Below are 12,773 nucleotides of genomic sequence, written 5' to 3'. Positions count from 1 at the left end.
GCTTCGTTTCGTTCAGTTTTCAAGGAACAAGTTTGTTTTTCGCTCTCTCGAAGCGACTTCTATATGTTAGCATGTTTATTATGAGTTGTCAACACTTTTTTATTCATCTTGCTTCGCAACGTTTTTTCGTCGCGGCAGCGATTTAAAATATATCATCGTTCGACATAGAAGTCAATAGCTTTTTTTACTTTTTTGGATAGACAGCCCATCTTTGCTGGGCTGCCGAAATTTCTTCAACCATTCTGTGTTCATGATCTAAACTTTCATGCCTAACCGAAATTGATACGCTCCTTCCGCCTACGATAGCGAAGGCGGTGCGCTCGGGTTCCCCCGTCTCATTACAAAAAGTTAACGGGTGTGATTCCGTACAATGACACTTCCCCCTCAAAGTTGAGGAACCTCTTTCTGAAACAGGTTAAACAAAGGGGAGCCCAGACGGAAAGGCTCATCAGTTTTTCTCTTCCTGCAAAGTATAATAACGTTCAAACATTTTTTCCCCATTTGTCGGTACCTCTACCGCACTTAACACTTTTCTTTCTACTAAATATTCAAGCATGATGGTAAGGTCGACCGAATAGGGGGCAAACTGTGGGTGGTGGGTCATTTCCTCGATACTCCACGCTCCCTCTTTTTGCTTTAGCACCTCACATAAATGGGAGGATCCTGGTGCCACAAAAGAATGAATTAAAAATTCGCTCGCCAGCAACAGAAGCTCGAGTCGTTTTGGAAGCGGTTCTTCGCTACCGACTAACTCCTCATATAATTTATAAATTTGCCCATCCATTTGCTTTACTTGATTCCATACCGTCACTTCCGGATAAAGGCCATGCTCGATGACTGTTAACCGTGCTAAATGGTGCAAGGCGTGCATCATATGGTTGTATGAATCAAGCCAATGTCGAGCGCTAAACAGTGCCTTGCCATCAGTATAACGACGAATCAGTTTGGCAAATTCCAATCCCATTTTCAGCTGCCGTTCCCTAGGAGGAAATTGCTCAAGACGTTGACGCAACTGCCAAACGTAGTCATTGCGGTCAAACACGATTTTTCCATTGAATACCCAATCGACGGCCTTTCGATGTGACCCGAGAACAAACCATTCGTTTAATTTTTGTTCATTCACTGCATAAAGTGCTGCCTTCTCACCATTAATCGAGTAATGCTTTAAAAACAATGGCTCACTTTGCAAATCGACAATGACGAGCAACAACGCATCAAACGTATCTGTCACCGTCTCATGTCCCTCATTTTTCTCAATCAGTAAAATTCCGAGCGTATTGCAACGGCTTGCCCATTCTTGATAAATGGGACGCAGCAATTCTTCCATAAATCGTTCCCGTTACAGAAAACAGGTAAAACTGTGACATCTTCCGAGCTCTCCCCCTCAAAAAAATCGACGGAGAGAGCATATTTTCTTTCACTTTTGGGGCCAGTTGTTTTTCTGTAACGGCTTCCTCCCTTCCAACGTCGTCAATGATTCAACCTTGTTTTATACAGATAACAAAAATGTTGCTAGCGGCCGTTTATGCTGCGATTACATGCATCCCACAATCTATGTCTTATTGCTATCGTTCGTTCCTCGGCAAAGATGAGAATTCGTTGTTGTCGTTCGTTATTCGACAAAAGACGAGAAATTCCTCTATTCTGAGTAAAAAACGCCCATCAATTTTGTTGATTTCTCCTTCACGATTGTCCCCTGTTTTATGGTATAGTGATGTATGTAGGAGGGACGACCATGGGTATCAAATATTCGAGTAAAATCAACAAAATTCGCACATTTGCTTTAAGCTTGATTTTCGTCGGCGTCATCGTCATGTATCTTGGGCTGTTTTTCCGCACGTCCCCGATCATCATGACGCTGTTTATGGTGCTTGGACTTTTATTTCTCGTCGCAAGTGGCATCGTGTACTTTTGGATCGGTACACTCTCAACGAGAGCTGTCCAAGTCGTTTGTCCATCATGCGGTAAGGTGACGAAAATGCTTGGACGCGTTGATTTATGTATGTTTTGCCGCGAGCCCCTGACGTTGGATCGCGAACTTGAAGGAAAAGAATTCGATGAGAAATACAATAAAAAAAGAAAAAACTGATAGCCGCTGTCGCGCTATCAGCTTTTTTAATGTGTCCGCCCCTTCTCGTTTTGACAGTCAGGGCATACTCCATACACTTCCATGCGATGATGATCGACTTTAAATCCAGTAACATGAGCAGCTAGCTGCTCAACTTCATCGAGCGCTGGATAATGAAAATCCACGATTTTGCCACACTGTTCACAAATGACGTGATAATGATTGGATGTGACAAAATCGAACCGGCTTGACGAATCACCGTATGTCAACTCTTTGACAAGCCCGACCTCTTTAAAGACGCGCAAGTTATTGTAGACGGTAGCTACGCTCATATTAGGAAATTTCCCTTCGAGCGCTTTATATATTTCATCAGCCGTCGGATGGGACATCGAGCTGATCAAATACTCCAATATCGCATGACGCTGTGGCGTGATGCGTATGCCCGTCTTTTTCAGCATGTCCAGCGCTTCCTTCAGTTGCTCGTTGACAGACACCGTCATGCACCTCACTCTCTGCAAAAGATAAAAAAAATTATCATTTTATAATATTTATAATTAGTCTACAAGGAATGTATGCCTTTTGTCAATATAGATACCATTAATATATGGGCTTAAACGTTCTTTTAACAAAAAAAGGGGGCAGAAATATTTTCCGCCCACCACATTTCATTCATTTGAGGAGGTTACTATGTATCATATGTAAAACAGTTTATGTCGCTTGGACGCTTACCTAGATGAGGCCAATTGGGCAACTTCCGCAAGCGCCTCATCGACGTGTCCTTTTACTTTCACCCCGCGCCATTCCTTTACCAACGTTCCATCGGGAGCAATAATGAATGTCGAGCGCTCAATGCCCATATATTCCTTACCAAAATTCCGCTTTTTCTTCCAAACCCCATATAGTTCTGCTACGTGATGTTGTTCATCGGAAAGAAGCAAAAACGGCAGTTGATATTTCTCAATAAACGTTTCATGCCGCTTAACTGGGTCCGTGCTTACCCCTAAAATAACGGCATTCAACCTGGTAAACTGCTCATAGCGGTCACGAAAGTCACATGCTTCAGTCGTGCATCCAGGCGTCATGTCTTTCGGATAAAAATAAAGCACGACATATTGGCCTCGGAAGTCTGAAAGCGAAACCATTTTCCCGTTGCTTGCCGGCAAGGTGAAATCCGGGGCTGGTTGGCCAATGGCAATTATCATGACGTTCCCTCCGTCTGCTTTATTTTCTTTTAGCGTAACGGAGCGGGAAGAAAATTGCAACTGTTAGCGGCGGTCCCAATCAAATACGGTGCGCGCTACGATGACAGCTGGCATAATGTAGCCGAGCAACGCCTCAGTGATCGCGATCCACCGTCCGATGCCGATCGGGGTCACATCTCCGTATCCCACTGATAAGAGCGTTATGCCGCTTAAGTACAAGCTATCCCCAAGCAAAGACAAGCGGTTATCCACGTCGCTATTTGAGGACGGAGTGAACACTGCATGGCCATTCACCTGCAAAATCATATAAATCATGGCAAAACCGAGCAGCATCGTTACATACCATTGAACGAGCACCCACAGACTGTCGAGTGAGAGGCGGTGCGTCGCTTGAACGCGCGCTGTCCAAATTGAGGTGATGCTACCGAGCAGTACGGCGGTAACCACTCCGAGGAAGGCGTAATCCATCACATTCCCTCCATCCTTGTCCGTTGTTCATATATACGTGGCCGAATGGACAATTATGACGGAGTGAACCGCCGCGATCTCGATAGTGATCGTACTTGAAACAGCAGCGTCAAGCTACGCTGCCTGCCTAGACTACCCGTTTAGCAGAGCCCTTCTCCATTTTTGTAGAAAGTTAACGCCTTGACTTACTGCGCAAAGGAGCGAGCCAACACACCTTTCAGTGTCGCTGCGCTATGTTGAAACCATTTTTGCTCGTTATCGTCTAGCTCAAGCTCAATCACTTCGCGAATACCATGACGGTTGATGACCGCCGGTACACCGATATAGACGTCACGTTCGCCATATAAACCGTCTAAGTAAGCCGAGACGGTCAAAATAGCGTTTTCGTTATGCAAAATGGCGCGCGTCACGCGGGCGAGCCCCATGGCAATGCCGTAGTACGTCGCCCCTTTTTTCTCGATAATTTGATAAGCGGCATCACGAACGTTGACAAAAATGCGCTCCAGCTCTTCCCTTGCCTGCTCTCCTTTTGATTCGATCAACTTGCGGATCGGCACGCCGCCGATATCAGCCTGACTCCAGACCGGAAGCTCAGTATCGCCGTGTTCGCCAATAATGTAGGCATGTACATTCGTCGGGGCAATATCGAAGTACTCACCTAACAAAAAGCGGAACCGTGCCGTATCTAAAATTGTCCCCGAACCGATCACCCGCTCATAAGGCAAGCCACTGAACTTCCATGTCGCGTAGGTCAAAATGTCGACCGGATTGGTAGCGACAAGAAACAACCCTTGAAACCCGGACGCCATAACCGATTCGACAATCGAACGGAAAATGGCGATATTTTTATCGACTAGATCGAGCCTCGTCTCACCTGGTTTTTGGTTGGCACCGGCGCAAATGACGACTAAATCAGCATCACGACAATCACGATAATCCCCATACCAAATGTTGGTGGGATTCGGTGCAAACACTTTCCCATGGTTTAAATCCATCGCATCGCCCTTGGCTTTATTTTCATTTGCATCAATGAGCACAATCTCATCAGCAATCCCTTGATTCATTAAAGCAAATGCATAGCTGGAACCGACAAACCCTGTGCCGACAACCGCTACTCTGTTTCCTCCTCCGTTTTTCATCGCTATTCTCCCTTCTTATTATTGTGAATACATTCACAAATTATTTTACGCGATGAAATCGAAACTATGCGTAAACGATTATGGCAATTGTTTGGACGTTGTTTGTCATTTTCATGACAACCTCCATTAAGCAAAAAAATGGACGAGGCAGTTAACTCCCCGTCCCTCGGTACCTCCTAACCCCGGCGTTCCAAAGCATTATAGCGATGGCGAAAAACAGCGCGCCAACAACCGGGGTCATAAACGCATAATCATACCACTCTTGCTTGTTAAGAAAATACGAAGCCGGATAGACGCCAACAAAGGCAAACGGAAGCACCCATGTTAAAATATAGCGAATGACCCGATGATAAATATCGATCGGATAGCGGCCATAGCTGCTAATGTTGTACATCATCGGCATAATCGAGGTGCGAGCATCAGCGAAAAAGCTAATGGTTGCCAGCGAAATGAAAATGCCGGCGTAAATGAACGCACCGCCGATCACAAGTAAAATAAAGATAAAGAAATCATACCAATGAAACGTCAGCGATAACCGGACACTAGCGTACGCCATAATGATCAATCCCGGTATAGCCCCTAACAACGATTCGAGCTCCATCCGTTCGAGAATGATCTGAAATAGGCTGTGCACCGGGCGAGTCAACACACGGTCCATTTCTCCTTGGACAATATAGCGCTCATTGAAATCCCATAGATTAAAAAAAGCGCCAAATACCGCATACGGCACAAGGAAAAAGCCGTAAATAAACAAAATTTCATCGCGCGTCCAACCGTGAAGGAGCGGTGTATGGCCAAAAACGACGAGCAAAAACACGAGATTGACTGCCTGAGCCATGAAGTCGGACAACCACTCAATGAGCAAATCGGTACGGTATTGCAATTTTGTTTTCATATATTGCGCCATGTATTGAAAAAAGACCGATATATAAAACAATCGTTTACCCCCCTTGCACGACGAGCCGCTTTTTCGCCATCCGCCATAACAACCCGATTGGTAAAAGCAACAGCGCGCACCATGCCACCTGCACGATCAAGCCGTCACGAACGTCGGCGCCTTGGAAGCTTTCCGTAATGATCATGCTTGGGATGTAGCTAATCGCCTGAAACGGAAAATAATCCATCAGTCGTTGCGCCCAATCCGGATAAAAGGAAACGGGCAAAATGAGCCCGGAAAACAGATCGATGATAAACCGTTTCGCCCTGAGCAACCCTTCGTTACGGAATGTAAAAAACGTCACCACCCCCGCTAGCAAGTTCAGCTCTGAATAAATAACAAAGCTAAGCAGGAGCGACAAACTAAATGACAGCCATGTATGGGCGTTTTCTGGAAACTGAAGCGGCAAAAAGAGCGACACGACTAAAAGCCCGGGCAACGACAAAAAGAACAAACGGAACAACCCTTCGCCGAGCCCTTGAACCGCCTTCATCCCTAAATAGCTGTATGGGCGAATGAGCTCGGTCGCTACTTTTCCATCGCGAATTTCCATAGCGATTTCACGGTCGATGTTGTTAAAATAAAATGCCCTTGACAGCCAAGAAATGGCAACATACGTCGTCATTTGTCCAAGCGATATCCCTTGCATCGACGGTTTGTCCCCGTAAATAGCCGCCCAAAGGAAATAATACGCCGCAATGTTAATAGCATAAATAAGAATGCCAGTATAATAGTTTGTCCGATAGGCAAGCATCATTAAAAAGCGGATGCGGATCATTTCCACATATTTATCCATGGACCGCACCTTCCTCATAGATATTGCGGACAATCTCTTCCGTTGACACTTCATGAATGCGGATATCTTGCAGCGCATAGCGGGCGGCGACGCGGCTGACGACTTCCGGAACTCCTCCTGATGGAACGTGCGCCACCCAGACGTTTGACTGTTCGCCTTTTTTCCAGACAACATCCAATCCGGCGGTCAGCTCTTGCAAGATGGAGGCGTCCTTTCCTTCAGCAAATGTAAAGGCGACCCGTTTTCCTTGCCCCCATTTTTCTTTTAACTGCTCAAGCGAACCATCGTAAATGATTTTCCCTTCATCGAGCATAATCACCCGCTCGCACAGCGCTTCGATATCCGACATATCGTGCGTCGTCAATAAAATCGTCGTTCCATACCGTTCGTTCAACTGTTTCAAAAACTGGCGGATGTTGAGCTTGACAAGCACATCTAGACCGATTGTCGGCTCATCTAAAAACAATAGGGGCGGATTGTGAATGAGCGCAGCGGCGAGCTCGCAGCGCATCCGCTGCCCGAGCGACAGCTTGCGCACCGGTTTGTCAAGGAGCGGGCCGATCTCAAGCATCTCAATTACTTCGCTCATATGGCGAGCGTATTGCTCATCCGGGACACGGTACACCTTTTTTAACAGTCGGAACGACTCTTGAACAGCGATGTCCCACCATAATTGTGAGCGCTGGCCGAAGACAACACCGATTGTCCGCACAAATTTCTCCCGCTCCTTATGCGGGTTCATCCCATTGACAATGATGCGACCGGATGTCGGTGTCAAAATGCCAGTCAACATTTTGATCGTCGTCGATTTGCCAGCACCGTTTTCGCCGATATAGCCGACCATTTCCCCTTGCTTGACGGTAAAGGAGATGCCGTCAACCGCACGAACCGTCATGTAACGGCGCGTCCATAAATCACGAAACGCTCCGACGAGGCCGGAGCGGCTTTTGTGCACTTTAAATTCTTTTCGCAACTCCTCTACTTCAATAGCGTTCATCCTTCTCCTCCTGCCTCTCTTTGAAGTGAACAAACGAAGACAGGCTGCCGCCTTCCTTCTATGTTGCAATTATACATAAATCCATGTTATTTTCACCTGTTTTGTCTTCTAGAAGCTGGCGAGGAATTTGTGGAAATATCTTTAATGTGCTGAAAACGCATATCCTATATCGGTTGTCGGCTTACTTTTCCCCCTCGTCTCCCGCAATGACCAAATGATGTCTTCTCTCTAGCGAGCACGACAGCCACAGTGAACAGCACATTATGGTAAAATAAAGGGGCAGTCATCGGAAACAGGAGGATATCAAGCGATGCAGTGGACAAAATCGGAACAATTATATGAAGAAGCACTTCGACACATTGTCGGCGGGGTGAACAGCCCATCCCGCTCATATAAAGCAGTCGGCGGTGGCGCTCCGGTCGTCATGGAACGGGCGCAAGGGGCCTATTTCTGGGATGTAGATGGCAACAAATACATTGACTATTTGGCCGCCTACGGACCGATCATTACCGGACATGCCCACCCGCACATCACCGCGGCCATCCAGCGCGCCGCGGAAACAGGGGTGTTGTACGGCACACCGACACCGCACGAAATTACATTTGCGAAAATGTTAAAAGAAGCGATTCCTTCACTTGAGAAAGTGCGGTTTGTCAACTCAGGAACAGAAGCAGTGATGACGACCATCCGCGTCGCTCGAGCTTACACCGGCCGCAGCAAAATCGTTAAATTCGCCGGCTGCTATCACGGTCACTCCGACCTCGTGCTTGTCGCCGCCGGCTCAGGTCCTTCGACATTAGGGACGCCGGATTCAGCTGGCGTGCCGCAAAGCATTGCCCAAGAAGTCATTACGGTGCCATATAATGATGTGGAATCATTCCGTGAGGCGATGAACGTTTGGGGCGAACACGTCGCGGCCGTATTGGTTGAACCGATCGTCGGCAACTTCGGAATTGTCCTTCCGAAACCCGGCTTTTTAGAAGCCGTGAACGATATCGCCCATGAAGCCGGGGCGCTCGTTATTTATGATGAGGTCATCACTGCTTTCCGTTTTATGTACGGGGGAGCGCAAAACTTGCTTGGCATTGAACCTGACATGACGGCCATGGGGAAAATTATCGGTGGCGGCTTGCCGATTGGGGCGTACGGCGGACGCCAAGATATTATGGAACAAGTTGCTCCGCTTGGCCCAGCCTACCAAGCTGGGACGATGGCTGGTAATCCAGCATCGATGCTCGCAGGTATCGCCTGCCTCGAAGTGTTGAAACAAGAAGGAGTATACGAGCATCTTGACCGGCTTGGCGCCATGCTCGAAGAAGGCATCATGACTCATGCCCGCCAATGCGGCCTGCCGGTAACTATCAATCGCCTCAAAGGCGCGCTGACTGTCTTCTTTACAGAAGAAAAAGTTGAAAACTATGAGCAGGCCCAGCGGAGCGATGGCGAGTTGTTTGCGAAATTTTTCAAGCTAATGCTCAAGCAAGGCGTCAATCTCGCACCGTCCAAGTATGAGGCATGGTTTATTACTCTCGCCCATACAGAAGACGACATCGCCTACACGATTGACGCGGTCGGTCGCGCGTTCCGACAACTATAATCGGCATGGCATGCGACCCTTGCCTCTAGCAGGCTAAAGAAAAATGAATGTTTCCCGACAACTGCCATTTTTGAAAGGCTCAAAAACAACGTTTTTCAATTAGTAAAGAAACAGCTTTACGCCGCGCATTGTCTGGTTCAATCACGAGTGCTCTAGGCAGGCATGCCACTGCCATTCAAGCGCCCGCTGCTAGGCGGGCGCTGTTTATTTATACGACTGCTGATGTTGACAATTTTGTGAACAATACCGCCACAAGATAAGGAACCATTGATTTCCTGCAACCCACATGATATGATAAACAACAAATTCTGAAAATTAAGACTGTCATTTTTCATCCAGCAAGCCATTCGAGGAGGTGACCGGCGCCGATGGGAGAACCCCCTCCCGACCGCGCCTAGTATATATGGAGCAACACACACATCGTTCGCCAAACGCAGCAGAACAACGAGGTGCTTTTTTGTTGGCGGCAGTAGAAAAGCGGGACATCCCGACTAACGAGCATGTCCAATCCGTCCTTGGGGCACTTGCGCAATGGGGGCATCCGGCAAAAGGGAACGTCATCATCCAACTCGATATCCCACGCAAGCTATGGATGGAGAAACTTGCCAACGCCGGACAAAACCCAGAAATTGCAACAAATGATCATTTCATCGTCGGCCATGTACACATTTCTCGGTCGGCTGACGCAGATCCGATTCGGGTGCATCTCCGCCAACTTTGCAAACAGTTCGGCTTTGTTCTTCTTTTCGAATCCATCCGACCATCCTCGGATGACAATACCTTGTTTTTGCAAATCGCCATGTTGCCGAGGGATGTGTTTTCCTTATCCGACCGTTTGTTCCGCTTGATGGCGGCAATGGAGCACGATTCAAACGTCCGCGTCGCCTCGCTTAGCCATACCCATGTGGTCTATCAAGCTGACACATTAGCCCAATTGCTGCGCGAACCGGATGTATCTCATCCATTCCTCGCCTCAACTGCTACGTTCGCTTATGTCGGGCAAGCAGGCGCGCCTCTTTGCTATAAGCGTCTCGGTTCAGCCGGCATGCTTGTTCATAGCGCTAAAACGTCTATTTCGGCAGTCGAGACGCCCATTTACATTGACGGTTACAGCCTGCTCGAAGCAGTCGGACTTGCTTTCATGCCAAATAAGGCTAAACAAAACGGATTGTCGCCGCTGGAACAACCACATGTTCTTTTTGCCGCCTGTTCGGAACAGGAAGCCATATGGATTGCCAACACCGCCGAGTCGCTTTGGAAAATGGACACTCCTTCCCGTGTGTTCATCACCTCCAAGCCATATGGCGACACCGCCAAGTCGCTGACTCCAGGGCAGCCGCTAGCGCTCATCCGCTCTGCTGCCGGGCAAACACAATGGCTTGATGGAACCCGTTTTTATCAGGAAATGAATACCCGCCTCTCTAACCGACGCACCGCCAATAGCAAGACCGCCTTCTGAATCTTTTCAACGCTCTGCCGATTTCGGCGGGGCGTTATATTTTCCCCTTGAACTCATAGATAAAAGTGTGTATAGTACAGAATGGTTTACCAAATCGAAAAGGAGAGATTTCCATAGATGAAGCTCGGTGCCCGCATTTTTAAAACGGGAATCGCCGTGGCGTTGGCTCTGTTTTTAGCGGCGCTTTTTCATTTTCCATCACCAGTGTTTGCCGGCATTTCTGCGGTGTTCGCCATGCAGCCGACCATTTATCGTTCCTACTTATCATTAATTGAACAAGTACAAGCGAACGTGATCGGCGCCTTGTTCGCAATCACCGCGGTTCTCATCCTTGGCCGTGACCCACTTATCGTCGGCTTGACGCTCATGATCGTCATCGCTCTTTGCCTAAAAATGCGTCTTGAATCGTCGACGATTTCGGTGGCGCTTGTGACCGTTATCGCGATTATGGAATATACGGAACGCCAGTTTATCGAATTTGCAGCTATCCGCTTTTTAACCATTATGCTCGGCATTTTCGCCGCCTTTCTCGTCAACTTGATTTTCTTGCCGCCAAAGTACGAAAAAAAGTTGTACGAAAAAATTAGTGGCGAGACGGAAACGATTTTAAAATGGATCCGACTGCATAAGCAACAAGTTGCCGACCATCATCATTTAAAAGATGAAATCGAAACGTTGCTCGATGAAATGACGAAACTCAAGCATCTTTATTTCATGTATAAGGAAGAGCGCACGTATTTCCGTCGCCAGCGCTTCCAAAAATCGCGCAAGCTCGTTTTATACCGCCAGATGATTGCTGCGGCTGACCGAGCGCTGTCAGTATTAAAATGGCTTCATCGCCTTGAAAACGAGCTCGGACGTCTGCCTGCTGAGCTCCACCAAGCCATCAGCTTGCATCTCAGCCACTTGCTTGACTATCATGAGCAGCTATTGCTGAAATTTATCCATAAGGCAAAACCGCTTCCCCATAACAAGAGAGCCGAAGAAATATACCGCCAGCGTGAACGGCTCGCGGCGACCTTTTACTCCGAAGGACAGCTGCCCGCTGAGTACCGGTTGTTCTCCTTAATTGGAGCGATCATCGATTACGGGGATCGGCTTGAGCATTTAGATAAGTTAATTGATAGCTTCCACCATTACCATTATGATGAGGAGCTGACGAAACAGCTCGAAAAGTCAACAGGCGGCCGCTCATAGCGGGCCGCCTGTTTTAGCTTTTCATCCGTGGGTCAAGCGCATCGCGCAGCCCGTCACCCATTAAGTTAAAACCGAGCACGGTTAACATAATCGCCAGTCCTGGAAAAATCATCGTCCACGGTGCTTGCGTTAAAAAATCTTTCGCATCGGACAACATTTTCCCCCACTCTGGGTTTGGCGGCTGTGCCCCTAATCCTAAAAAGCCAAGTGCCGCTGCTTCGATAATGGCAGTAGCAATCGCCAATGTCCCTTGAACAATAATCGGCGCTAGGCTGTTGGGCAAAATATGGTGAAACAAAATGCGCCAATCGCTCATACCGATTGCTTTTGCCGCCATAATGTATTCCTCCTGCTTAATGCTTAACACGCGAGAACGGATTAAACGGCCGAAGTTCGGTACATTAATGACAGCAATGGCAATAAGGGCATTTTGCAAAGACGGGCCGAGCACCGCAACGATGCCGATCGCTAATAAAATGCTCGGAAATGCTAGCATAATATCAAATAATCGTGAAATCACTCCATCGATCCATCTGCCGTAGTAGCCAGCGATAATGCCAAGCAATGAGCCGACAACGATCGACCCGAGCACAGAGAAAAACCCTACCCATAATGAAATGCGCGCTCCATAAATCACACGGGAGAAAATATCGCGGCCAAAATCATCCGTTCCAAACCAGTGCTCGCTCGAAGGTGGTTGCAGCCGCTCAGCCAACTGCTGTTCTTTGTAGTCATACGGCGCCAACCAGGGCGCCAAGATGGCGATCATAATAAAAAATAAGACGATCCCTGTCCCAACAAGCGCGATTTTATTCTTTCGAAACCGTTGCCAAGCTTCTCCCCATAATGAAACAGTTCTTTCTTCCTCAATCGCTGTCGGTGGCGTTGCCGGTGTGCGCGCTAATTCAGCCAT

Annotated in this window: 13 protein-coding genes; 4 read left to right on the top strand and 9 right to left on the bottom strand. The window is 47.8% G+C overall.

Going from position 1 to position 12,773, the window contains the following annotated elements; genetic code table 11:
• Positions 1-448: 448 nt before the first annotated feature.
• A complete protein-coding gene (locus DSM465_RS0115660) occupies positions 449-1,327 on the bottom strand; it encodes a nucleotidyltransferase-like protein (protein WP_011886817.1) in 879 nt (292 codons plus the stop codon).
• Between the two features lie 408 nt (positions 1,328-1,735).
• On the opposite strand from DSM465_RS0115660, the gene DSM465_RS0115655 reads away from it, so the two are divergent.
• A complete protein-coding gene (locus DSM465_RS0115655) occupies positions 1,736-2,089 on the top strand; it encodes a YgzB family protein (RefSeq protein ID WP_008881533.1) in 354 nt (117 codons plus the stop codon).
• Between the two features lie 26 nt (positions 2,090-2,115).
• Here DSM465_RS0115655 and perR read toward each other — a convergent pair whose 3' ends face one another.
• From perR to DSM465_RS0115620, 7 genes are all read right to left on the bottom strand, one after another.
• Positions 2,116-2,568, bottom strand: coding sequence for a peroxide-responsive transcriptional repressor PerR (perR, locus tag DSM465_RS0115650; RefSeq protein WP_011886816.1), 453 nt, complete (start codon positions 2,566-2,568; stop codon positions 2,116-2,118).
• Positions 2,569-2,793: 225 nt separating this feature from the next.
• Positions 2,794-3,270, bottom strand: coding sequence for a thioredoxin-dependent thiol peroxidase (gene bcp, locus DSM465_RS0115645; protein WP_029761761.1), 477 nt, complete (start codon positions 3,268-3,270; stop codon positions 2,794-2,796).
• A gap of 63 nt (positions 3,271-3,333) precedes the next feature.
• On the bottom strand, positions 3,334-3,738 hold the full coding sequence (locus DSM465_RS0115640; protein WP_008881536.1) for a potassium channel family protein: 405 nt from the start codon (positions 3,736-3,738) through the stop codon (positions 3,334-3,336).
• A 185-nt stretch (positions 3,739-3,923) separates the two neighbouring features.
• The gene (locus DSM465_RS0115635; protein WP_029761760.1) at positions 3,924-4,877 is read right to left on the bottom strand and encodes an L-lactate dehydrogenase; all 954 of its coding nucleotides are present in this window, start codon (positions 4,875-4,877) and stop codon (positions 3,924-3,926) included.
• A 151-nt stretch (positions 4,878-5,028) separates the two neighbouring features.
• Positions 5,029-5,814, bottom strand: a complete 786-nt coding sequence (locus tag DSM465_RS0115630; protein ID WP_011886814.1) for an ABC transporter permease — start codon at positions 5,812-5,814, stop codon at positions 5,029-5,031.
• Between the two features lie 4 nt (positions 5,815-5,818).
• Complete coding sequence (locus DSM465_RS0115625) at positions 5,819-6,610, bottom strand: ABC transporter permease (protein ID WP_029761759.1); 792 nt, start codon at positions 6,608-6,610, stop codon at positions 5,819-5,821.
• A complete protein-coding gene (locus DSM465_RS0115620; RefSeq protein ID WP_029761758.1) occupies positions 6,603-7,607 on the bottom strand; it encodes an ABC transporter ATP-binding protein in 1,005 nt (334 codons plus the stop codon). Before DSM465_RS0115620 ends, DSM465_RS0115625 begins: the two co-directional genes overlap by 8 nt.
• 310 nt (positions 7,608-7,917) lie before the next feature.
• On the opposite strand from DSM465_RS0115620, the gene DSM465_RS0115615 reads away from it, so the two are divergent.
• From DSM465_RS0115615 to DSM465_RS0115605, 3 genes are all read left to right on the top strand, one after another.
• Complete coding sequence (locus tag DSM465_RS0115615) at positions 7,918-9,204, top strand: glutamate-1-semialdehyde 2,1-aminomutase (protein ID WP_029761757.1); 1,287 nt, start codon at positions 7,918-7,920, stop codon at positions 9,202-9,204.
• 460 nt (positions 9,205-9,664) lie between these two features.
• Positions 9,665-10,663 (top strand): class II glutamine amidotransferase domain-containing protein, encoded by a 999-nt coding sequence (locus DSM465_RS0115610; protein WP_230459244.1) that lies wholly within the window; start codon positions 9,665-9,667, stop codon positions 10,661-10,663.
• Positions 10,664-10,780: 117 nt separating this feature from the next.
• On the top strand, positions 10,781-11,860 hold the full coding sequence (locus DSM465_RS0115605; RefSeq protein WP_008881543.1) for an FUSC family protein: 1,080 nt from the start codon (positions 10,781-10,783) through the stop codon (positions 11,858-11,860).
• A gap of 13 nt (positions 11,861-11,873) precedes the next feature.
• Here DSM465_RS0115605 and nikC read toward each other — a convergent pair whose 3' ends face one another.
• Entirely contained in the window at positions 11,874-12,773 is a 900-nt protein-coding gene (gene nikC / locus DSM465_RS0115600; RefSeq protein WP_008881544.1) for a nickel transporter permease, read from the bottom strand.

The organism is Geobacillus thermodenitrificans subsp. thermodenitrificans DSM 465 (genome assembly GCF_000496575.1).
GTDB lineage: Bacteria > Bacillota > Bacilli > Bacillales > Anoxybacillaceae > Geobacillus > Geobacillus thermodenitrificans.
The sequence above is the reverse complement of the archived record's forward strand: the minus strand, read 5'-3'. Positions and strand labels throughout refer to the sequence as shown.

Bases quoted from the DNA above. Each gene is read 5' to 3' on its own strand.
- DSM465_RS0115635 (WP_029761760.1), bottom strand. From the start codon at position 4,877: ATGAAAAACGGAGGAGGAAACAGAGTAGCGGTTGTCGGCACAGGGTTT.
- bcp (WP_029761761.1), bottom strand. From the start codon at position 3,270: ATGATAATTGCCATTGGCCAACCAGCCCCGGATTTCACCTTGCCGGCA.
- nikC (WP_008881544.1), bottom strand. From the start codon at position 12,773: ATGGCTGAATTAGCGCGCACACCGGCAACGCCACCGACAGCGATTGAG.
- DSM465_RS0115625 (WP_029761759.1), bottom strand. From the start codon at position 6,610: ATGGATAAATATGTGGAAATGATCCGCATCCGCTTTTTAATGATGCTT.
- DSM465_RS0115660 (WP_011886817.1), bottom strand. From the start codon at position 1,327: ATGGAAGAATTGCTGCGTCCCATTTATCAAGAATGGGCAAGCCGTTGC.
- DSM465_RS0115620 (WP_029761758.1), bottom strand. From the start codon at position 7,607: ATGAACGCTATTGAAGTAGAGGAGTTGCGAAAAGAATTTAAAGTGCAC.
- DSM465_RS0115605 (WP_008881543.1), top strand. From the start codon at position 10,781: ATGAAGCTCGGTGCCCGCATTTTTAAAACGGGAATCGCCGTGGCGTTG.
- perR (WP_011886816.1), bottom strand. From the start codon at position 2,568: ATGACGGTGTCTGTCAACGAGCAACTGAAGGAAGCGCTGGACATGCTG.
- DSM465_RS0115640 (WP_008881536.1), bottom strand. From the start codon at position 3,738: ATGGATTACGCCTTCCTCGGAGTGGTTACCGCCGTACTGCTCGGTAGC.
- DSM465_RS0115655 (WP_008881533.1), top strand. From the start codon at position 1,736: ATGGGTATCAAATATTCGAGTAAAATCAACAAAATTCGCACATTTGCT.
- DSM465_RS0115615 (WP_029761757.1), top strand. From the start codon at position 7,918: ATGCAGTGGACAAAATCGGAACAATTATATGAAGAAGCACTTCGACAC.